Source organism: Streptomyces sp. NRRL S-920, assembly GCF_000717945.1.
Classification (GTDB): domain Bacteria; phylum Actinomycetota; class Actinomycetes; order Streptomycetales; family Streptomycetaceae; genus Streptomyces; species Streptomyces alboniger.
In genome coordinates this window covers 101,588-123,051 of sequence record NZ_JODF01000010.1, presented here as the reverse complement: position 1 = coordinate 123,051, position 21,464 = coordinate 101,588, and the positions used below count along the sequence as shown (strand labels likewise).

General features: G+C 71.2%; 20 protein-coding genes and 1 tRNA gene. 15 read left to right on the top strand and 6 right to left on the bottom strand.

Features of this window, described 5'->3' with window-relative positions:
* The first annotated feature begins 136 nt into the window (after positions 1-136).
* The 5 genes from IG54_RS0110180 (at position 137) to IG54_RS0110160 (ending at position 5,165) form a co-directional block, all read left to right on the top strand.
* Positions 137-571, top strand: coding sequence for a hypothetical protein (locus tag IG54_RS0110180; protein ID WP_030780300.1), 435 nt, complete (start codon positions 137-139; stop codon positions 569-571).
* Between the two features lie 82 nt (positions 572-653).
* A complete protein-coding gene (locus IG54_RS0110175; protein ID WP_030780297.1) occupies positions 654-1,526 on the top strand; it encodes a bifunctional DNA primase/polymerase in 873 nt (290 codons plus the stop codon).
* Between the two features lies 1 nt (position 1,527).
* On the top strand, positions 1,528-3,003 hold the full coding sequence (locus tag IG54_RS0110170; protein WP_030780294.1) for an ATP-binding protein: 1,476 nt from the start codon (positions 1,528-1,530) through the stop codon (positions 3,001-3,003).
* Positions 3,004-3,502: 499 nt separating this feature from the next.
* On the top strand, positions 3,503-3,691 hold the full coding sequence (locus IG54_RS0110165; RefSeq protein ID WP_030780291.1) for a helix-turn-helix transcriptional regulator: 189 nt from the start codon (positions 3,503-3,505) through the stop codon (positions 3,689-3,691).
* A gap of 64 nt (positions 3,692-3,755) precedes the next feature.
* Positions 3,756-5,165 carry a tyrosine-type recombinase/integrase gene (locus tag IG54_RS0110160; RefSeq protein WP_030780289.1) on the top strand — a complete coding sequence of 470 codons (1,410 nt, stop codon included), beginning with the start codon at positions 3,756-3,758 and terminating at the stop codon, positions 5,163-5,165.
* Between the two features lie 130 nt (positions 5,166-5,295).
* On the opposite strand, the gene IG54_RS0110155 is transcribed toward IG54_RS0110160, so the two are convergent.
* Positions 5,296-5,385: transfer RNA gene (locus IG54_RS0110155), tRNA-Ser, on the bottom strand.
* Positions 5,386-5,458: 73 nt separating this feature from the next.
* Positions 5,459-6,931: a S1C family serine protease gene (locus IG54_RS0110150; RefSeq protein WP_030780286.1), complete on the bottom strand. Its 1,473-nt coding sequence runs from the start codon at positions 6,929-6,931 to the stop codon at positions 5,459-5,461.
* A 194-nt stretch (positions 6,932-7,125) separates the two neighbouring features.
* Between IG54_RS0110150 and IG54_RS0110145 the strand changes: the two genes are divergently transcribed.
* The 3 genes from IG54_RS0110145 to IG54_RS0110135 all read left to right on the top strand — a co-directional run bounded on the left by IG54_RS0110145 (position 7,126) and on the right by IG54_RS0110135 (position 10,150).
* Positions 7,126-8,007, top strand: coding sequence for a glycerophosphodiester phosphodiesterase (locus IG54_RS0110145; RefSeq protein WP_030780272.1), 882 nt, complete (start codon positions 7,126-7,128; stop codon positions 8,005-8,007).
* A 53-nt stretch (positions 8,008-8,060) separates the two neighbouring features.
* On the top strand, positions 8,061-8,678 hold the full coding sequence (locus IG54_RS0110140) for an ATP-binding protein (protein WP_078593929.1): 618 nt from the start codon (positions 8,061-8,063) through the stop codon (positions 8,676-8,678).
* 494 nt (positions 8,679-9,172) lie between these two features.
* Positions 9,173-10,150, top strand: coding sequence for a DUF5926 family protein (locus tag IG54_RS0110135; protein WP_030780266.1), 978 nt, complete (start codon positions 9,173-9,175; stop codon positions 10,148-10,150).
* Positions 10,151-10,366: 216 nt separating this feature from the next.
* On the opposite strand, the gene IG54_RS0110130 is transcribed toward IG54_RS0110135, so the two are convergent.
* Together IG54_RS0110130 and IG54_RS0110125 are read right to left on the bottom strand one after the other, a co-directional pair.
* Entirely contained in the window at positions 10,367-10,903 is a 537-nt protein-coding gene (locus IG54_RS0110130) for a hypothetical protein (RefSeq protein ID WP_030780263.1), read from the bottom strand.
* Between the two features lie 55 nt (positions 10,904-10,958).
* Positions 10,959-11,636: a bifunctional DNA primase/polymerase gene (locus IG54_RS0110125; RefSeq protein WP_030780260.1), complete on the bottom strand. Its 678-nt coding sequence runs from the start codon at positions 11,634-11,636 to the stop codon at positions 10,959-10,961.
* 476 nt (positions 11,637-12,112) lie between these two features.
* Here IG54_RS0110125 and IG54_RS0110120 point away from each other — a divergent pair, with 476 nt between their 5' ends.
* Both IG54_RS0110120 and IG54_RS0110115 read left to right on the top strand, forming a co-directional pair.
* Positions 12,113-13,639 (top strand): PP2C family protein-serine/threonine phosphatase, encoded by a 1,527-nt coding sequence (locus IG54_RS0110120; RefSeq protein WP_078593927.1) that lies wholly within the window; start codon positions 12,113-12,115, stop codon positions 13,637-13,639.
* A gap of 147 nt (positions 13,640-13,786) precedes the next feature.
* Positions 13,787-15,247: an aminopeptidase P family protein gene (locus IG54_RS0110115; RefSeq protein ID WP_030780256.1), complete on the top strand. Its 1,461-nt coding sequence runs from the start codon at positions 13,787-13,789 to the stop codon at positions 15,245-15,247.
* 30 nt (positions 15,248-15,277) lie between these two features.
* On the opposite strand, the gene IG54_RS0110110 is transcribed toward IG54_RS0110115, so the two are convergent.
* Positions 15,278-15,787, bottom strand: a complete 510-nt coding sequence (locus IG54_RS0110110; RefSeq protein WP_030780254.1) for a carboxymuconolactone decarboxylase family protein — start codon at positions 15,785-15,787, stop codon at positions 15,278-15,280.
* A 110-nt stretch (positions 15,788-15,897) separates the two neighbouring features.
* Here IG54_RS0110110 and IG54_RS0110105 point away from each other — a divergent pair, with 110 nt between their 5' ends.
* Positions 15,898-17,358, top strand: coding sequence for a PLP-dependent aminotransferase family protein (locus tag IG54_RS0110105; RefSeq protein ID WP_030780252.1), 1,461 nt, complete (start codon positions 15,898-15,900; stop codon positions 17,356-17,358).
* A 122-nt stretch (positions 17,359-17,480) separates the two neighbouring features.
* Here IG54_RS0110105 and IG54_RS0110100 read toward each other — a convergent pair whose 3' ends face one another.
* Positions 17,481-17,948, bottom strand: coding sequence for an ATP-binding protein (locus IG54_RS0110100; protein WP_030780251.1), 468 nt, complete (start codon positions 17,946-17,948; stop codon positions 17,481-17,483).
* A gap of 266 nt (positions 17,949-18,214) precedes the next feature.
* On the opposite strand from IG54_RS0110100, the gene IG54_RS0110095 reads away from it, so the two are divergent.
* From IG54_RS0110095 to IG54_RS0110080, 4 genes are all read left to right on the top strand, one after another.
* Positions 18,215-19,093, top strand: a complete 879-nt coding sequence (locus IG54_RS0110095; RefSeq protein WP_030780247.1) for a hypothetical protein — start codon at positions 18,215-18,217, stop codon at positions 19,091-19,093.
* A gap of 247 nt (positions 19,094-19,340) precedes the next feature.
* Positions 19,341-20,075, top strand: a complete 735-nt coding sequence (locus IG54_RS0110090) for a YcnI family protein (RefSeq protein WP_030780245.1) — start codon at positions 19,341-19,343, stop codon at positions 20,073-20,075.
* Positions 20,076-20,181: 106 nt separating this feature from the next.
* Positions 20,182-20,874 (top strand): SCO family protein, encoded by a 693-nt coding sequence (locus IG54_RS0110085; protein WP_051819417.1) that lies wholly within the window; start codon positions 20,182-20,184, stop codon positions 20,872-20,874.
* On the top strand, positions 20,871-21,458 hold the full coding sequence (locus tag IG54_RS0110080; protein WP_051819409.1) for a copper chaperone PCu(A)C: 588 nt from the start codon (positions 20,871-20,873) through the stop codon (positions 21,456-21,458). Before IG54_RS0110085 ends, IG54_RS0110080 begins: the two co-directional genes overlap by 4 nt.
* The last annotated feature ends 6 nt before the right edge of the window (positions 21,459-21,464 follow it).

Below are 21,464 nucleotides of genomic sequence, written 5' to 3'. Positions count from 1 at the left end.
CCCCACTCTGATCAGCGAAAACAACCTTTCGGGGAGGCGGGGAGGCGCGCAGGTCAGCGCCCCTGACACCCCCTCCACAGCGCCCCCGGAAGGGGGTGCATCTGCCTCCCCCACCACTGCCGTGAAGGGATTCCGTATGTACCCCGACACCACCCGCGAGACGGGCGCCACGGGCGCGGGTCTGAGCGAGGCGCAGGCCGAAACGGAGGCGCGGCGGATCATCGCCGACGCCTACCGCGACCCCTCCCCCGTCGCTCAGCCCGGACGCCCGCCGATGAGTCAGGGCGCCACCGACGCCAGCGTGCTCCTGCTCGCCGGTGGCACCACCACCGTCATGGTCGGCGGCACGGCGAGCGTGCTCATGTACGTCTCGCAATTCGCCGACCCCATCGTCTGCGGCCTCGTCTTCGGCGCCCCCACCGCCCTCCTGCTCGCCCTCGCCCGACTCGCCAAGCGCGCCAAGCCCGCCCCGGACATCCACCACCACTACCAAGGCCCCGTGCACCAGGACCGGCGCACCGTCCACAGCCGCACCACCGGCATGTGGGCCAAGACGAACAACGAGCAGTAACGCCAAGGGCGGCCCCCGTCTCGGCAAAGTCCGGGGCCGCCCTTGTCTCCAGTCCTCAACAGACTTGATGGAGGTCTCCAGCATGACGCAACACACCCTCGTTCGGCGAGACGGCCTAAGTGAGCACCTGCGCACCGCGCTCGACCTCGCGGCCTCACGCATCCCGGTCCTGCCGCTGCGAGCGGGCAAGGTGCCGTTCGCCAACTGCCGACGCTGCACGGACAACGCCTGTGGCGGGCGGCCCAACATGAAGACCCCTGGGCCATGCACCTGCCCTGCTCCCTGCCACGCATGGGCCGCTGCGACCACCGACCCGGACGTCATCACCTCCGGTGTCTGGCGCCGCGCATGGCTGCGCGCGGGCGCGGTCGCCTACCACCCGGGCGGGGCGGGGCTGACGGTCGTGGACCTGGACAACGATGACGCCATCACGTGGGCCCGCAAGAACCTGCCCGCCACACAGACCGTGCCCACCACACGCGGTGAGCACTGGCTCTACCTCGGCCGGATGCAGTCCGCCAACGGGGTCCGCCCCGGCGTGGACATCAAGTCCACCATGTCCTACGCCCGTTGGCTCGGGTTCGGCACCGGCACCATGGCGGCCCTGCCCGATGCCGTGCGCGAGCTGGCCGCGAGCAAGCCCGCGGCGGCCCGGCCCGTCCCGCACGCGGTCGCCGCGTCGGCACTGGCCGCGGGCGGGGAGTGCCCCCACCGCACGCCCGCCTACCTGGAACGCGGTATCGCCATGGCCGAGCAGCGCATCACCGAGGCCACCACCGGCGTGCACCACGCCGTCTACCGCACCTTCCTGGCGGTGCTCTCCACGCACGGCCGGTGCGGCTGCCTGACCGACGCCCACATCGGGCGGCTGTTCACCGCCGCGCAGGCCAAGGGCGAGTCCCCGCGGCACTGCGCCGACGCGTGGACCAACGCCCGCACCGCCTTGGGGCTGTGACATGGCCGAGGACGACAAGAACCCTGCCCGCGAGGTCATCACCGACTACGCGCAGTCCCACTTCCGGTACTTCCGTACCGCCGACGGGACCGTGTACGCGCAGAAGAACGGCCACCCCGTGGCCCGCCCCATCCGCTCGCAGGGCACCACCGGCAGCCACCGCCAGGAACTCATGGTCGGTCTCTACCGGGACGGCTGCGGCGTGTTCAACGGGAGTGCGCTCAAGGAGGCGTTGGACTTGATCGAAGCACTCGCACTGACCGAGGACGTACAGGCCGTGCACATCCGCGTCGCCCCCGGATTCGACGGGGCGACGTGGTTGGACCTGGGACGCGATGACGGGCAGTCCGTCCGCATCCACCCCACCGGGTGGGACATCACCGTCCCCGACCCGCGCGAGGTGTCGTGGCGGCGCACCCAGCTCACCGGGGAACTGCCGCTGCCCGCCAAGGACACCAACGGCAAGGGCCTCGATTTGTTGATGCGGTTGTGCAACTTCGCCACCGCTGAAACCGAATGCCTGGCCCTCGCCTGGCTGATCGGATGCCTCGGCCCGACCGTGCCCGTCCCCGCCCCGTTCCTCACCGGACCGCAGGGCGCCGGCAAATCCACTGCGGGCCGCATGCTCATGCGGATCGTCGAGGGCATGAGCGGGGACCTGCGCCGCGCCCCGAAGGACGAGGAGAACCTGCTCGCGGCAGTGGCGGCCGGTTGGGTCACCGCCCTGGACAATCTCTCCTACATGACGCCGGACCTGTCGGATGCGATGTGCTGCATCGTCACCGGGGCCGAGAACGTCAAGCGGGCCCTGTTCACCGACGGGGACGTGTTCCGCGTCGGCTACCGCCGCCCCCTGCTCATGACGGGCATCGATGTGGGCGTCATCCGGCCCGACCTCGCCGAACGGCTCCTGCCGCTGCGGCTGGTGCGGCCCCGGGTGCGGCGCACCGAGGCGGAGCTGTGGGCGGAGTACGCCGAAGTCCTGCCCGTCGTCCTGGGCTCGCTCCTGGACCTCACCGTCAAAGTCCGGGCTGCCGAGGCGGAGACGCCCACCGATCTGCGGATGGCGGACTTCGCGCACCTGTGCGCACAGCTCGACGCCGCCACCGGCCTCGGAGCGCTCCCCGCCTACCGGGCCAGCCTGGACGACCTGAACGACGACGTCATCGAGGGTGACCTGCTCGCGCAGACCGTCCTGAAGCACGCCGAGAGCATCGAGCCGGGCGCGGCGCAGCGGATGACTTCCACCGAGTGGCTGCACTGCCTCAGCGGCCTCTACAGCGGCGAGGACTTCCGCCCCCTGCCTAAAGGGTGGCCGACCACCGGAAAGGTGCTCTCCGACCGCCTCAAGCGCCTCCAGCCGACCCTGGCCGCCCGTGGCGTCCTCATCGACTCCGGGCGCACCAGCGAAGGCCGCTACCTCGAAATGACCCGCACGGCAGCCGCGGTGCCCCACGAGCAGCAGCGGGCCTTCTGACCCGCCGCGCGACTCGCTCGGACAAGCAAGAAGAGCAACCGTCGCCCCTGGGTGTGCTCCTCTTGCTGTTCGGCGGCCTGCCGCCGCTCAAAGGACGCGCCGCGAAGCGGCCCCTTCTTCACGCTCGAAGCGGCACCGCAGCACCACAACAGACACCACCCCCTCTTTGACCTAAGAGGGAAACGCTGCGTCATCTGCGTCATGCCAGCGCAAAAACGGCCCCCGAGCTGCGCATACAGCCATGACGCAGACGGCCGCCTCTGCGTCATCCCGCGTCATCTGCGTCATGGACCGCGTCACGCATGACGCAGCCCATGACGCGCCGATGACGCACCCCCACACCACTGCGTCACCCAAAACCGCAGGTCAGCGGCCCGAATGACGCTGATGACGCAATGACGCAGAAATCCGCACCTCGGACAGACTGCGCCCGCCCCCGTTCGGCCACCCACCTGAAGGTGCGGTGAAGCCTGGAAGCCAAAGACGAGGAGTCGAAACGATGGCTCGCCCGAAGATGCTGAAGCTCCCCGAAGTCCTCGAAGAGATCGCCATGAGCCGCGCCGCCTTCTACCGCATGCGCGCTCGCGGCCAGGCCCCGCGCCTCCGCAAGCTCCCCAACGGCCAGCTCCGAGTCAGCCGCGCCGACTTGGACCACTGGTGGGAGTCCTGCGAGCAGAACGCTGCCTGACCGCCACACGCGCCCATGCCCGCCCCCGGCCTCCGGGGGCGGGCATGGCTTCACCTGGAGAGACATGCTCACGTACGACGTCGTCTTTTGGTCCATCCGTAAGCGCTCTGGTCGGCCGAAGCCGTGGGAACTCCGGTGGCGGGTCGGGACCGAGGGGCATTCCAAGAGCTTTTTGCTAAAGCCCCAAGCTGACGGGCGCCTTTCTGAGCTGATGACGGCCCTGCGGGAAGGGCAGCAGTTCGACGTGGAAACGGGTTTGCCTGCCCGGGAGTTGGCTGCCCGCGCCATGCCCACATGGTTCGAGCACGCCAAGGATTACGCCGTCATGAAGTGGCCTGGCGCTGCGGCAAAGCACCGGGCAAGCATCGCGGAATCCCTCGCCGTCGTGACTCCGGTCTTCGTCAGCACGACCAAGGGACGCCCGGACCCCAGAGTTCTACGCGCCGCCCTCTACCGGTGGGCGTTCAGGGCAGCTCTGTCCGATGAGGGCGAGCACGTCGCACGCTTCGAGGCCAAGGACGCTCCTGAGGAGATCGAGCGCGCCCTGGACTGGGTCGCGAAGAACTCATTGAAGGTCGACGAGGCAGCTCAGCCCGAGCGCGTGCGCGCTGCCTTCGCGGCGCTCTCGAAGCTGCTCAACGGGAAACCGGCGGCGGAGAACACCTTCAAACGCAAGCGCATGGTCCTGAGCAACGCCTTTCGATACGCCGTCGAAGAGCGTGCCCTCCTGACCCGTCACCCGTTCCTTGCCGTCGACTGGTCTGCTCCCACTTCCTCGGACGAGGTGGACTTCCGCTATGTCCCGGGGCCCAAGCTCGCTCGCAAACTGCTCGATGCAGTTGCGCAACAAGGGGCGCGTGGACGGCACCTACTGGCGTTCTTCGGCAGCATCTACTACGTGGCCACGCGCCCCGGGGAGGCTGTGACGCTCCGGGAAAAGGACTTCGTCCTTCCTCCCGAAAGCGAGCCGGATGCCTGGGGTGAAGTCCTCGTCTCAGAGAGCCACCCGGAGGTGGGCTCAGGCTGGACGGACGCCGGGAAGTCGCACGACGAGCGCGGCCTCAAGCACCGCGCCCGCAATTCCGTTCGCTCGGTTCCGATGCCTCCGGTGTACGTGCGCATGATCCGGGACCACATCGAGGAGTTCGGCGTCGCTGATGATGGCCGCCTCTTCCGCGCCGCCCGCGCCGGGCGCGTGACCTCGAACGAGTACTGCGAGGTGTGGAGCAAGGCACGCGAGCAGGTCCTCAGCGCTGAAGAGGTCAAGGCAGGCATGGCCGATGTGCCGTACTGCCTGAGGCACGCGGCGGTCTCGTTCTGGATCAAGAGTGGCGTGGACCCGGTAGAGGTCGCCTACCGCGCCGGTCACAGCGTCGCCGTGCTCTACCGCTTCTACGCCAAGATCCTCAAGGGCGCTTCGGAGCACGCGAACCGGTTGATCCAGAAGGCGTTCGATGCGGAGGAGAGTGGGTGATCCTGGCCCGCAGATGGCCCACACGCACTGGTCAAAGGCGGTACACCCCCGACTCGGGGTGAGACAGGATGAACAGAGAGAGCGCGACCCCGACGGGATTCGCGCTCTCTGACCTGCTCGTTCTCTGACCTGGCGGTGGGTGTGGGATTTGAACCCACGGTGACATCGCTGCCACGACGGTTTTCAAGACCGTTCCCTTAGGCCGCTCGGGCAACCCACCCCGCGCCGGCCACCGGAAACCGGTACGGCGCGGGGACAAGACTAGCGGGTGGGGACGGCGGCGGAGCAGGGGATCAGCTGTCGCCCTTGCGCTGGCCCAGGGTTACGTCGACCGTGTGCTCCTCGCCGTCGCGCTCGTAGGTGATCTTGACGGTGTCGCCCGGCTTGTGGGTCCAGATCTGGCCGATCAGGGTGGGGCCGCTGTCGATCACCGTGTCGTCCAGCTTCGTGATGACGTCGCCGGGCTTGAGGCCCGCCTTGTCCGCGGGGCCGTTCGGAGTGACCGGTTCCGAACCGCCCACGCCCTCTCGGGAAATCGTCGCGCCGTCCGAGGAGTCCTGCTGGAGCGAGACCGAGGCGCCGATCACGGGGTAGACCGGCTTACCGGTCTTGATCAGCTGCTGCGCGACGTACTTCGCCTGGTTCACCGGGATCGCGAAGCCGAGGCCGATGGAGCCCGACTGGCCCGAACCGCCGAGGCCGCCGCTGTCGGCGGGCTTGATCGCGGAGTTGATGCCGATGACCGCGCCGCGCCCGTCCAGGAGCGGGCCACCGGAGTTGCCGGGGTTGATGGACGCGTCGGTCTGGAGGGCACTCATGTACGAACTCTTGCCGCTCTGCCCGCCGTCGCTGGAGGTCACCGGGCGGTTCTTGGCGCTGATGATGCCCGTCGTGACGGTGTTCGAGAGGCCGAAGGGGGCGCCGATCGCGATCGTCGAGTCACCGACGGCCACGCGGTCGGAGTTGCCGAGGGGGAGCGGCTTCAGGTCGCCCGGGGGGTTCTTGAGCTTCAGGACGGCCACGTCGTAGCCCTCGGCGCGGCCGATGACCTCGGCGGCGTACTTCTTGCCGTTGGAGAACGTCACCTGGAGCTTCCCGCCCTCGGCCGCCGACGCCACCACGTGGTTGTTGGTGAGGATGTGGCCCTGCTTGTCGTAGACGAAGCCGGTGCCCGTGCCGCCCTCGCCGCTGCCGCTCTGCGCCTCGATGGTGACCACGCTCGGCAGCGCGTCGTTCGCGATCTTGGCGACCGAGCCCGGCTCGCGCTTCAGATCGGCGGGCGTGTCGGCCGCGGAGACCGTGGTCGAGCCGGTGTCGTTGTCGTTCCGCTCGGCTGCCCAGTAGCCGACGCCGCCGCCGACGCCGCCCGCGATCAGGGCGGCCGCGAGCATCCCGGCGAGGAGACCACCGCGCCGGCGGCCGGGCTTCGGGTCCTGCGACTGGTACGAGGCGCCCCAGCCGGAGCCCGCGCCCCCACCGGAGGCGTACGACGGCACGGCGGGCGGCGGCGGAGGCGGCCACGCGCCGGATCCGGTGGCGGTGGCGGTGGTCGTAGTGGCAGTGGTGGCGGCATCAGGACCGGCGCCAGGACCGGCGCCCGTGCCCGGACCGACACCCGCACCGGCACCCGTACCGGCCGAAGCGTGCTGGGACGTGGCAGAAGGGACGGAGTGCGCGGCGTCGGCGGAAACAGCGGGAGCGTCCACCGGCACGGGAGGTGCGGACGGGGCCTTGGGTACCTCGTTGCCCTCGTTCTCGGTGCTCACAGCTCTTCTCCTCGGTCCATGCTGTCGTGGGTGGCGTTCTCGGTCACGGCCTGGCTGCGCCGACTGTGCATCTGTCCGCAGTCAGCTTTTCCCATCGGCTGTCAGGGCACCATAAGCCGAGCCTGTGCGTCCGGCGCTCTGGGACGCGACCCTCCGGCGAGCCTTCGGGTACCCCGTGATGGCACCATGACGCGGTGACCCTCGCACGACAGCACCAGATCCAGGTCGTCGCCCACCGCGGAGCCTCCGAGGACGCCCCCGAGCACACGCTGGCCGCCTACCAGAAGGCGGTCGACGACGGGGCCGACGCCCTCGAATGCGATGTGCGGCTCACCGCGGACGGCCACCTCGTCTGCGTCCACGACCGCCGCGTCAACCGCACCTCGAACGGCCGCGGAGCCGTCTCGGCCCTCGAACTGGCCGATCTGGCCGCCCTCGACTTCGGCTCCTGGAAGCGGCACCACAACGAAGCCGAGGAGGGGGAGGGCCCGGACTGGGAGGGCTCGGAGGGCTTGGAGGGCTCGGTCGGCTCACCGGGCTCGGGCCTCAGCGCGGACACCTCCGTGCTGACCCTGGAGCGGCTCCTCGAACTGGTCGCCGACAGCAACGCCTCGGGCCGCCAGGTACGGCTGGCCATCGAGACCAAGCACCCGACGCGCTGGGCGGGCCAGGTGGAGGAGCGTCTGCTCATGCTCCTCAAGCGCTTCGGTCTGGACGCGCCGCCCGCCGACGGGCCCTCCCCGGTGCGGGTCATGAGCTTCTCGGCGCGTTCGCTGCACCGCGTGCGGGCCGCGTCCCCGACGCTGCCGACCGTCTATCTGATGCAGTTCGTCCTGCCCCGCCACCGCGACGGGCGCCTCCCGGGGGGCGTGCGCATCGCGGGCCCCGCGCTGCGGATCGTACGCAACCACCCCGGCTACGTGGCCAAACTGAAACGCGCGGGGCACCAGGTGCACGTCTGGACCGTGAACGAACCCGAGGACGTCGAACTGTGCGCCGAACTCGGCGTCGACGCGATCATCACCAACCGCCCCAAGCAGGTGCTGACCCAACTGGACCAGCTGGGACTCCGGTAACTCCCGTTACAGGGAGTGCACCGGCGCGTTCGGTCCGTATTCGATCGTGACGAGTGCGTCACCGGAGGGGGATTGGCCGGTTTCCGGTCCAGTCCATTGGGGCATCCACACCGTGGCGTGGGGCGAAGGAGGTCTCGGGGGTGGCGTTGGTGGTGGCACGGGAGGTGCCCACGTCGTCGAGCATGGCCGTTCCCCATGGCCCTGCGGGCGTGGGGGAAGCAAGGCACCGGATGCGTGATCAGTTGCGCGTCGGCGGAGTGTCCGAGTCGGTCATCGACGATGCCGTACTGATCCTGTCCGAGTTGCTCAGCAATGCCTGCCGGCACGGCAGGCCGCTGGGGCGCGGGATGGTCGGCGACGGTGACGTGCGAGCGGCATGGCACGTCGACAAGACAGGGCGGCTGACGGTCGAGGTGACGGACGGCGGCGGCCCGACCCGCCCGACTCCGGCCACGCCGTCGGTGACGGCGCACGGCGGCCGCGGGCTCAACATCATCTCGGCGCTCGCCGACACCTGGGGCGTGCGCGACGACGTGCACGGCGAGGTCACGGTCTGGGTCGTCGTCCAAGCGGGGCACCGCCACGAGGATTTCGCTACGCGCGTCGCCGCCCCGTCGGCGGCCGCCCTGTCGGACCTCGCCTTCGCGGACCCCTTCGACGATATGGACTGACGACTCCGGCTGATGACATCGGTTGCCGACACCGGCTGACGGCCTCGGCTGACGGCCTTGACTGCCGACACCGGCTGCCGACACCGGCTGCCGAGACCGGCTGATGACATTGGCTGACGGCCTCGGCTGACCACAGGCTGACCACACCGGCTGACGTGCCTCAGCTGACGGCCTCGACTGACGACGTCGGCTGAGCACATCCGCTGGCCACCACATCGGCTGTCGGCCTCCGCTGACGACGTCAGCTGACCCTAGGCCGACACATCGCCTGACCACCCCATCGACCGACCACATCGGCTGTCGACTGAGGCGCGGCCCCGCCGCGGGCGGCACGCCACCACCCGGCGGGGAGAAGGCCGCCCGCCGCGGGCGGCACGGCGCCACCCCGCGAGGAGAAGGCCGCCGCATGTGAATCCCGGCGGCCCTGCCGCCAACGGCTAGGCTCGCGCCCGTACGCAAGTGAGCACGAGAGCCGCAGCCGGGAGACACCCAAGATGGCCAAGAAGCGCCCCCAGACCAAGGGCAAGCAGCAGCCGCAGCTCAAGGGCGGAGCCGACGAGAACTATCCGGCCGTCGGCGCCCGCGAACCCTGCCCCTGCGGCTCGGGCCGCCGCTACAAGGCCTGTCACGGCCGGGCCGCGTCGCACGCGGTGTCCGAGCTGGTGCAGCGCCCCTTCGAGGGGCTGCCCGGCGAGTGCGACTGGGTCGCGCTGCGCGAGCTGGTGCCCGCCGCCACCGTCGAGTTGACGCTCAAGGACGGCCTGCCCGAGGGCGTCCCCTCGGTCACGCTGGCGACCGTGCTGCCGATGGCGTGGCCCGCGCTGCGCCGCGACGACGGCTCGGTCCTGCTCGGCCTCCAGAACGACACCTCGTCCGGCGACATCAGCCGCGACCTGGCCGACACCCTGCGCCGCGCTCTGGAGGCCGAGCCCGGCACGCCGGTACAGGGCCGCCGCGCCCCCGCGGACGGGCCGCGCCTCCAGGACCTGCTCGCCCCCGAGGCGCCGTTCGAGCCGGAGGTGCACGCCGGCTTCGAGTTCTGGGTGCCGGACTCGGAGAACGCGACCCCGGAGGTCGCCGCCTCCCTGGAGCGGGCGAACGCCGCCGCCGTCCCGACCGTGAAGCTCACCGGCGTGGACGCCGCGTACTGGTGCGAGACCCCGGAGAAGAACCACCTGCGCTGGGTCATGCCGCACCCCGAGGAGCAGCTGCTCGACGCGCTGGCCCGGCTGCACGCGGCCGGCACGTCGAGTCTCGGCGAGGGCACCCGCCTCGTCGGCTCCTTCCGGGCCCACGGTGTGATCGTGCCGGTGTGGGACCTGCCGAGCGGTGTCGGCGCCGACGACGTCGAGAAGCCCGCGGCCGAGTTCGCCGAGCGGCTCGCGGCGGCGCTCGCCTCGGACGCCCCGCTGACCGCGGACGAGCGTCGGGCGCGCGGTGGCCTCACCAACCGCCAGGTCACGCTCAGCTGAGGCGATCGGGCCACGAACGGCTGACCCACCAGTCAGTCGGAAGGGACGCGTGACTCCTGTCACAACTCCCCGTACCCGCAGGTAAATCCCTGTCCGGATAACTGAGATCGAATTTGCCATGAGCCGATCTCTTGTTACCGTTCAGATAGCCCGGTTGCTGGTGCATCCCCCGTCGCCAGCAACCGGGCCCTTCCATGTCCGGGCCCAGCCCGGGGCTCAACTGCCTTGCGTGGGCGCCGAGTTGCTCCCCGAGCGCAGCAGCAGTCCCTCGGACTCCCGCGCCGCGAACTCCGCCACCGCCGAGTACGCGGCCGCCTCGCCCGCAGACCGCTCGCGCGGCGTCTCGCACACCCCCGGCTCGTCCCCCGCGTCCACCGCGCAGTGCATCTGTACGGTGCGTCCTCGCGGCCCCATCTGGGTCAGTACGCCCTTCAGGTCCTCGCCGGTGGCGTTGCGGTAGTAGGTACGGGCCCAGGTCTCGCGGCCCTGGGTGAGGACACAGGTCTGGGCTTCGATGCCCTCGGGGGAGGAGAGTTCGGGACCGCACAGCTGCCGCTCCGCCTGCGGATCCGCTTGCGACTTCGCGCCCGAGCCCGAGCGCGCGTCCGGAGAACTGTTCGAAGGGGTGCCCGCGGGGGCGGGTAGGGGCGACTTCGCGTCACCGTCGCCGACCGGCCCCGCGGATGCGCCGGCGAGCGGCAGAACTACCGTGGCGGCCACGACGCCCACGAGCACGATCAGGCGGGGTTGCATGGGCCGAACATAACGACAGTTGGCGCGCGGCCCGTTCGCCGCGCGCCCATTTCCCCTACAACTCGGGCGCGCTCACACCCGTACGAGTGAGAGCGTCGACGACGGCGTCCACGACCGCCTCGACGTCGGGCACCCAGGGGGCCGCCGAACCGGGCAGCGGGGCACGCTCCCAGCGGACAGGACCCTCGCCCGTCCCGGAGGGGGGCAGCGCGAGATAGCCGCCCTCTCCGTGGAAGCGGAGCGAGCCGGGGACATAGTCCTTGGCGTACAGAAGCTCGCCCAACTGGGCGAGGGAGTAAGGGGCGACGAGCACGTAGAAGCGGCTTGCGGTGGCGACCACGGGGCCGAGCCTGATGCCCGCCTCGTCGAGTGCGGCCAGCGCGCGCCCGCCCGCGTCGACGGGGAGGCTGACGGCGCACGGGGCGCGGCCTCCGGTGGCGAGCACCACGGGGGCGCCCGGGCGGTTGCCCCACCACCAGCGGATCATCCGCTCGTCGGTGGTCGCCGCGAGGAGTCCGGGGTCGAGGGGGTGCGCGCCGGGCACCACGCAGTCGGGGTCCGGGCAGGCGCACCGGCTGCCGTCGCGCCGGTCGAGGCCGACTCCTGGCAGTACGGGCCACCGCCACTCGGTCGCGAAGGTCAGGGCCGCGCCGAGCTGTCCGGTACCCCGGCCGGGCTTCCTCCCCATTCGCCAGGACAGGAGCCTGCGTCGCCTTCCGAGGATCTCGCGCATGAGCGCTCGTTCCTTTCCGTTGCACGCCGGCGTTTGACGCCGGGGAGACTGCGGGCCACATCACACCATGCGTGGATCTCTTCACCCAGGTGTGGATCACTTCGCTGTACGTACGAGCTGGCACATCCGACCCCAGCTTGCGGCATGGGGAACCACTCTGAACCGAGCGTTGACGTGGCGTGGGGTGGCGGCGCCTGGCGTTTGCCGTCCCGCGATATTGCTTGCCGCCTCCCCCACGGGAGGATGGGGCACGGTCGTCGTGAGGTAGGACGCCCGGGTCCTCCGCGAGGTTCCGGGCGGGCCCCAACTGCCCCTGGTCATCACTGAGTACGTACCCAGGACGACCACTGCAACGCTCTACCGAACAACGTCAGTCGACCGCAATATGCCCTAACCCTGCACGGTTTTAGGCCAACTTATCAAGATCGTTAATGGTGCTCGGAATGCACACGGACACCAGGAATCCCCGCAGGACAATGCTGGACATCCCCTCACCAGGGCGTGTACATCTGGAGACATTGCTAGCGGCGCATAATGACATGGGGGTTTGCGATGCTATTGAGCATTACGCACCGGCCGGAAAGCCGTCAGCCATGAACGCCCCGCACCTTCCGAAAGTGGCCGGAATCGATTCCACTGTTCCGCCACCAGCCCACACTGTCGCGCCCACCGCGCCCGCCCCGCCCGCATCCACGGGCTCCTGCGTCCCCGGCGCCCCCGGCGCCGTGCTCCAGGACCGCCTCGCGGGCTGGGTCTCCGACCTCACCACGCTGCACGAACTCACCGAGCGGCTCGCCCGCACGCAGACCGTCGACGAGGCCCTGCGGGAGCTGCTGCGAGCCGGTGCCGCCCTCGTCGGCGCCCGGCGAGGGCTCGCCGTCCTCGAGCCGTCCGACGGGCTCGGCCCCGACAGCACGACCGGTCTGGGGCTCACCCGCGCGGAACTGGGACACCTCGAGACCGTGCCGCGCGGCGCCACGTCGTACGGCCAGCTCCTCGACGCGCCGGCGGTCGGCGCCCCGGGACCCGGCACCGAGATCGTCCGGCCCGACCTGCTCGCCGACGACGGCCTCGACCCGCGCCACCGCGAGGTCGCCACCCGCATCGGCTACGCCGCGAGCTACGCCCTGCCCCTGGCCAGCGACGGGGCGGGCCGCGTCGGCGCCGCCGTCTGGCTGTACGACGAGCCCGCCGAGCCGACCGAGCGCAGACGCCACCTCGCCGGGCTCTACGCGGCCTACGCCACCGAACACCTCGCACGGCTGCTCGAACTGGACCGCGCCCGCACGACCGCCGCGACCCTCCGCGAAGAACTCATGCCCTCGCGGCTGCCGCGGGTCGCCGGGGTGCAGCTCGCCGCACGGCAGCGCACCGGGCCGCGCGGCGGAGGCGACTGGCACGACGCGCTGCCGCTGCCGGACGCCGCCCTCGGCCTCGCGGTCGGGTCCGTCACCGGATCGGGGCCCAGCGCGGTGGCCGCGATGGGTCGGCTGCGGGCCTCCTTGCGGGCGTACGCCGTGATGGAGGGCGAGGACCCCGTCGCCGTACTCTCCGATCTGGAGCTGCTGCTGCGCCTCACCGAACCGGCACGGTCCGCCACGGCCCTCTTCGCCTATTGCGAGCCCGCCCTGCGCAAGATCGTGCTCGCCGGGGCAGGACACAGCCCCCCGCTCATCGTCGGCGAGCGGCGCACGGAGTTCGTCGAGACCTCCCTGTCCGCGCCGCTCGGGATGCTCGCCTGCTGGGAGGCGCCGAGCGTGGAGATCTCCCCGGAGCCCGGAGAAACGGTGCTTCTCTATACGGACGGCCTGCTGCACCGCACCGGGGACCCGATGGACCGGGCGTTCGCGCGCCTGCACGCGGCGGCGGCGAGCGTACCCAAGACCATCAGGGGCGACCCCGGGGCGATCGCCGACCACGTCCTGCGGACCGTCCTGCCGGACGGGCTCGACACGGTGGACAGCGACGAGGACGTGGTGCTTCTGGCGGCCCGCTTCGAGTGAGGGCGCCGATGCGCCTCCACGCGCGCGTGGCCGACGTTTTCGCGTGAGGCCACGGGCACGCGCGGTAAGCGGTCCAAGGGCCCTGTGCCCCCTTCCGTACGCCCGTACGATGGAGGGTGGCCCAGTGTCGTACCTAGGAGGCAGACCGTGTCGGACGCTCTCAACCCGGAGACTTCGGAAGAGACCGAAGAAGAGCCGATCAAGCAGCGCAAGAACGGCCTGTACCCGGGCGTTTCCGACGAGCTTGCCGAGAGCATGAAGTCCGGCTGGGCCGATACGGAGCTGCACGAACTGGAGCCGATCGCGCAGGCCGCGAACACCGCGGCACGCCGCGCCGCGCTCTCCGCGCGCTTCCCGGGCGAGCGCCTGGTCATCCCCGCGGGCAACCTCAAGACCCGCTCGAACGACACCGAGTACGCCTTCCGGGCCTCCGTCGAGTACGCCTACCTCACCGGCAACCAGACCGAGGACGGCGTCCTGGTCCTGGAGCCCACCAAGAGCGGCCACGACGCGACGATCTACCTGCTGCCGCGCTCCAACCGTGAGAACGGCGAGTTCTGGCTGGACGGCCAGGGCGAGCTGTGGGTCGGCCGCCGCCACTCCCTCACCGAGGCCGAGAAGCTGTACGGCATCCCGGCCTCCGACGTGCGAGAGCTGGCCGAGGCGCTGCGCGAGGCGACCGGGCCCGTGCGGGTCGTCCGCGGTTACGACGCCGGCATCGAGGCCGCGCTGACCGACAAGGTCACCGCCGAGCGCGACGAGGAGCTGCGCGTCTTCCTCTCCGAGGCCCGCCTGGTCAAGGACGAGTTCGAGATCGGCGAACTCCAGAAGGCGTGCGACTCGACCGCGCGCGGCTTCGAGGACGTCGTGAAGATCCTCGACAAGGCCGAGGCGACGAGCGAGCGCTACATCGAAGGCACGTTCTTCCTGCGCGCCCGCGTCGAGGGCAACGACATCGGCTACGGATCCATCTGCGCCGCGGGCCCGCACGCCACCACCCTGCACTGGGTGCGCAACGACGGGCCCGTGCGCTCCGGAGAGCTGCTGCTGCTCGACGCGGGCGTGGAGACGCACACGTACTACACCGCGGACATCACCCGCACCCTGCCGATCAACGGCCGCTTCAACGAGTTGCAGAAGAAGATCTACGACGCCGTGTACGAGGCCCAGGAGGCCGGCATCGCGGCCGTGAAGCCGGGCGCCAAGTACCGCGACTTCCACGACGCCTCGCAGCGCGTGCTCGCCGAGAAGCTGGTCGAGTGGGGCCTCGTCGAGGGTCCCGTCGAGCGCGTCCTGGAGCTGGGTCTCCAGCGCCGCTGGACGCTGCACGGCACCGGTCACATGCTCGGCATGGACGTCCACGACTGCGCCGCCGCGCGCCGTGAGTCGTACGTCGACGGCACGCTGGAGCCCGGCATGTGCCTGACCGTCGAGCCCGGCCTGTACTTCCAGGCGGACGACCTGACCGTGCCCGAGGAGTACCGCGGCATCGGCGTCCGGATCGAGGACGACATCCTCGTGACGGAGGACGGCAACAGGAACCTCTCGGACTCGCTGCCGCGGCGTTCGGACGAGGTCGAGGCGTGGATGGCTCGGCTCAAGGGCTGAGCGGTCCTGTCAGGGGGCTGAGCGGCTCCGTCAGGGAGTCGCCTCCCGCTCGTCCTCGCCCGCGACCTTGGACGTGCTCAGGGCGATGCGGTTCCAGGTGTTGATGGTGAAGATCAGGGCGAGGACGCGGGCCAGCTCCGCCTCGTCGAAGTGCTCGGCGGCGCGCGCGTAGACGTCGTCGGGCACGCCGCCCTGGGCGACCAGCGTGACCGCCTCGGTCAGGGCGAGGGCCGCCTGCTCCTTCTCGGTGAAGAAGTTCCTGGCCTCGCGCCACACGCCGATCATGTGCAGACGGGCCTCGTCCTCGCCCGCCTTGCGGGCGTCCGAGGTGTGCATGTGGAGGCAGTAGGCGCAGCCGTTGAGGAGCGAGGCGCGGATCTGGATCAGCTCGACCAGCGCCGGGTCGAGACCGTCGCGGGCGGCGGCGTCGAACCCGATGAGGGCCTTGAAGGCCTTGGGGGCGGCCTTGGCGAAGTTGAGGCGGGGGGTCTGGGTCTCCTGGGCGGGGGTGGTCGCGGCCGTCGGGCTCGTCTGGTTCATCTCGCTCCTCTGGTTCATCTGGCTCGTCTGCTTGATCTGCTTCGGGTGCGCTTCAGTCGTCATGGCTTTGAATCTAGGCGTGTGAAAGACCTCGGTTAAGGTGCATTCCCATGGCTGAACCATGGGTCAATTCCGCGGAGCGCATCGGCAGTGACCTGCATCTGGACCTGTCGGGCGCGGGCAGCCGCCGCGCCGTCCTCATCCGGGCCCTGCGGGACGCCGTACGCGACGGAAGGCTCGCCCCCGGCACCCGGCTGCCGCCCTACCGCTCGCTCGCCGCGGACCTCGGCCTCGCCCGCAACACGGTCGCCGACGCCTATGCCGAGTTGGTCGCCGAGGGGTGGCTGACCGCCCGGCAGGGCTCGGGGACGCGGGTCGCCGAGCGGGCGGCGCCGCCCTCACCCACCCGCACCCCGAAGCCCGCTCCCGCGCGGCACGCCGCTCCCGCCCACGACCTCCGCCAGGGCCGGCCCGACCCCGCCTCCTTTCCCCGCACGGCCTGGCTCGCGGCGGCCCGACGCGCCGTCAACTCCGCGCCGGGCGACGCCTTCGGGCCCGGTGACCCGCGCGGCCGCGTCGAGCTGCGGCAGGCGCTCACCGACTATCTGCGGCGGGCCCGCGGGGTACGCGTCGACCCCGACCGGCTCATCGTCTGCTCCGGCTTCGCGCACGCGCTGCGGCTGCTGTACGGGGGCTCCCACGGCGCGGGCGGCGCGGTGCTGCGCGGCCCGCTCGCCGTGGAGTCGTACGGCCTGGACTTCCACCGCGAGATCCTGGAGAGCGCAGGCGTACGGACGGTCCCGCTGGAGCTGGACGAGCAGGGCGCCCGGGTCGAGGAACTGACCGGCAGTCAAGGCGTACGAGGTGTGCTGCTCACGCCCGCACACCAGTTCCCGACCGGCGGGCCGCTGCACCCGGCCCGGCGCGCGGCGGTGGTCGACTGGGCCCGCACGAGCGGCGGGCTGGTCCTGGAGGACGACTACGACGGGGAGTTCCGCTACGACCGCGAGCCCATCGGCGCACTGCAAGGCCTGGGCCCCGAACGGGTCGTCTACCTCGGCTCGGTCAGCAAGAGCCTGTCCCCCGCGGTGCGCCTCGGCTGGATGGTGCTGCCGGCACACCTCGTCGACAGCGTGCTCGCGGCGAAGGGGGAGCGGGAGGCGTGGGCGGGCGTACTCGACCAGCTCACGCTCGCCGACTTCATCGCCTCCGGGCAGTACGACCGCCACATCCGCCGGATGCGTCAGCGCTATCGGCGCCGCCGCGACCGGCTGGTGTCCGCCCTCGCCGAGCACGCCCCGCACATCACGGCCACCGGTGTCGCGGCCGGGCTGCACGCGGTGCTGCGGCTGCCGCCGGGGACGGAGGTCTCCGCGGCCAAGGCGGCGGCCTGGCAGGGGATCGCCCTGGACGGCCTGGCGGCGTTCCGCCATCCGCGGGCCACGGGAGCGGAGGCGGAGGGCCTCGTCGTCGGCTACTCCACGCCGTCGGAGCATGCCTATGGGGCGGCGGTGGAGGCGCTGCTGCGGGCGCTGCCGCCGGCCGGGGCGGAGGGGGGTCCGGGGGCTTGAGGAGGTGGATGCGGGGTCCGGGATCAACCGCGTGAGCGGCGGGCTGCTCCGGACGGCTCCAGCGGTCCGAGCCCCGCACGTGATCCCGGTGATCCCGGTGATCGTACTGACGCGCGAACGCGTCAGGCCGTCATGAGCGGCGCCCCCTCACGCCACTTCAGCTTCCGGTCGAAGCTGATCACCGCTCCGCCCCGGCCCGGCTTGTTGCCGAGGTGGACGTGGTCGGCCAGCTCCCTGATCAGGCACAGGCCGCGGCCGTGCTCGTCGCTCTCCGCGGCGGACGGCCGGGGCGCCTGCGCCGGGCAGCCGCGCGAGGCGCCGGGGAAGCCGGGGCCCGAGTCGGCCACCTCGATGCGGCACTTCTCGCCGTCCAGATAGGCCGTCACCCGATACGCGCCGGCGGTACCGCCGGGAGCGCTCGCGCCCCCGTGCTCCACGGCGTTGGCACAGGCTTCGCTGAGAGCGACCGACAAGTCGAAGGAGACGTCGGGATCCACACCCGCGGTCTCCATGGTGCCGATCAACAGGCGGCGGGCGAGCGGAACGCTCGCAGCTTCGCGCCGCAAATGGAGAGACCACCAGATGCTCATGCTCCAGCCTCCTGGCTGCGGCTCGACATACCGATACGTATTGCCGCAAGCGCGCGCGGATAAGCACACGGGCCGCGTGAAGCCGCCCATACGGCGGACGCGCGCCCCGCGCGGCTCGTGTAGGGCGCACAGTCGCCTCCTCCGGCGCAGTCACCCCCTGCGGCGCAGCCGCCCCCTCCGGCGCAGTCGCCCACCCCTCCTCTGGAACCGGACCTTCCGGACCTGCCGCACGCGCCGGACGGGCCCAGTGCGATGATGACCCCGCCATGACTGCCCCCCACCAGCGCCAGCCGCGTGACGGAGTCGATCTCCGGCTGCTCAGGGCCGCGGTGTTCGCCGCGGTCTGCGTCGTGCTGTCCGCCGGGGGCCATGTGCTCGCTTCCTGCGTCGCCGTCCCGCTGTGGACCCTCGGCGCGGGCTTCCTCGCCGTCCTCGCGGTCGCGCTGCCGCTCGCCGGGCGGGCGCGTTCGCTGCCCGGCATCGCCGCGCTCCTCGCGGTGGGCCAGCTCGGGCTGCACGCCCTGTTCGGCCTCGGCCAGCACGGCACGACGGCCGCCGCCCAGGTGAGCGCCGACGCGTCCCTGGTGGAGCGGGCCGCGCGCCTGGTCTGCGGGGCGGGCGCCGCGACGATCACTCCCGCCCAGGCCCATCGCATCCTCGCCACGGCCGGGCTCGGCCCCGGCGGGGGCGCGGACCACCCGGCCGCGCACCACCACAGTCAGTCCGCCGCCGCCGCGGACTCCGCGCTGGATTCCATGTCCACGGCGGGTGCCACGGGATCGGCGGGCCCGATGGGCGCCATGGGGCTCATGCCGTCCCTGCCCATGCTCGTCGCCCACGTCCTCGCGGCCCTCGCCGCGGGGTGGCTGCTGCGCCGCGGGGACCTCGCGCTGCTACGGCTCGTCCGGCTCGCGCACGGGGCGCAGGGGGTCGCCGAAGGGGCGCTCGTACGTTCGTTGCGCTCGGCCCTCACGCTCGTACGCGCTCTGCGGGCCGGTCTGCCCGGGGCGCCCGAGACGACAGGACCCCGGGTTCCGCGCGCCGCGCTGCCCGCGCCGCCTCGGCCGCGCACCGTCGCGCTGGAGGACGCGGTGATCCGGCGCGGGCCGCCGCTCCGCGCCCCCCACGTCGGACTCGCTGCCTGACGCGACGCACTCCATTAGCCGTACGGAGGGGTCGCTCGGCACGCACGCGCGCGTGTCCGCCAACCAGACCGCGCGCATCCCCCTCGTACTGAGTAGTGAACGGTGAGTACGGAGCACCGCGCCACGCGTATCGCATCGTGCACCGCACGCCGCCTTGTGTTGCCGCACCCCCCGTGCAGCGCACGCCGCTCGCGCGTACCGCTCGCCGCGCCACTGCTCGCCCCTGCCATAAGTGGAGTGTTCCTTCATGAAGAAGTCCCGTATCGCCGCCGTCGGTACCGTCGCCGCATCCGCCGTTCTCGTCCTCTCCGCGCCCGCGTTCGCGCACGTCAGCGTCTCGCCGGAAGGCGCGGCCGCCAAGGGCGGATACGCGACGGTCAACTTCAAGGTGCCGAACGAGATGGACGACGCCGCGACCACCAAGCTCGAGGTCTCCTTCCCCGGCGACCACCCCCTCGCCTCCGTGATGACGCAGCCCGTCCCCGGCTGGACCGCGAAGGTCACCAAGTCCAAGCTCGACAAGCCGCTCGAGATCCACGGCAAGAAGATCGACGAGGCCGTCACCAAGGTCACCTGGACCGCCGACGGCAAGGGCATCCAGCCCGGCACCTTCCAGAAGTTCCCGGTCTCCATGGGCCAGCTGCCGACGGACACCGACGCGCTCGTCTTCAAGGCGGTCCAGACGTACGACAACAAGGAAGTCGTCCGCTGGATCGAGCCGCAGCAGAAGGGCCAGGAGGAGCCGGAGCACCCGGCGCCCACCCTCCAGCTGACCGCGGCCTCCGACGACCACCACGGCGGTGCCGCGTCCGACGACGCGAAGTCGGACGCGAAGTCGGACGCCAAGGCCGAGAGCGCGGCCGCGGACTCCTCCGACAGCAGTGACACCACCGCCCGTGTCCTCGGCGTCGTCGGCATCGTCGTGGGCGCCGCGGGCGTCGCGTTCGGCGTCGTCGCCACGCGCCGCCGCGTCACCGGCTGAGCCGTCGCCGGGCCATCCCTCGGGGTGCGCCGCGGCGGCGAAACGCCTGCCCCGGTGCACCCCGGCCTCCTCACATCTGGGACATTTTCATATGCGCACGAAGAGCATGAACAGCACGAAAAGTACGAAGAGCACGGCGAGCACGCAGAGCACGCACAAGAAGCTCGCCGCCGCTGCCCTGCTGGCCGCGGCCGCACTCACCCTGACCGCCTGCGGCGGCGATGACGGCAAGAAGCCCGTCGCCGACGTCTCCGTGGAGAGCGACTCGGGCAAGGCGGCGACCGTCCTCGACAAGTCGTTCGAGAAGCCGGACCTCGTCCTGACCGACACCCGCGGCAAGAAGTACGACCTGCGCGAGGAGACCAAGGGCAAGCCGACGCTGATCTACTTCGGCTACACGCACTGCCCCGACGTCTGCCCGCTGACGATGAACAACATCGCGGTCGCCAAGAAGGCCCTGCCCAAGGCCGACCAGGACAAGCTGAAGGTCGTGTTCGTCACCACCGACCCCCAGCGCGACACCCCCGGTGAACTGGGCAAGTGGCTCAAGGGCGTGGACGCCGACTTCACCGGCCTGACCGGCGACTTCGCGACCATCCAGGCCGGGGCCCGCCAGATGGGCATCACCGTCGTGCCGCCCAAGAAGGACAAGAACGGCAAGATCGTCTCGATGCACGGCAAGCAGGTCATGGCGTTCTCGCCGAAGACCGACGGCGGATACGTCCTGTACAACGAGGACGCCACCGCCGCCGACTACACCAAGGACCTCCCCAAGCTCGTCAAGGGAGAGACCCCGTGACCCACCGCACCGCCACCCGCCGCCGCGCGCTCGCGGGCGGGGCCCTCGCGCTGGCCGCCGCGCTCACCCTGGCGGGCTGCGGCGACGACTCGGGGCCCGACGCCGAGAAGACCGCGCAGAAGCCCGACCTCAAGGTCGGCGGGGCCTATATCCCCGAGCCCACCATGGACGACATGGCGGCGGGCTTCTTCACCGTCACCAACAGGGGCGGCGCCGACAAGCTCACCTCCGCCACCAGTGACATCGCGGGATCCGTCACGCTGCACAGCTCGAAGGGGGGCGTGATGAAGGAGCAGAAGTCCTTCGACGTGCCCGCGGGCGGCAAGCTCGAACTCGCGAGCGGCGGCAACCACCTGATGCTCGAAAAGCTCAAGCGCAAGCCGAAGCGGGGCGAGAAGGTCGCCGTGACGCTGCACTTCCGGACGGCGGACCCGATCACGATCGAGGTGCCGGTCAAGGAGGCGACGTACAGCCCGAAGAAGGGCCACGCCACCTCGGACGCCTCCCACGCCTCCCACGCCTCGCACGCTTCGCACACCTCGAACGCTTCGCACACGCCGCAGACGTCGCACTCGTCGCACTGAGGGACG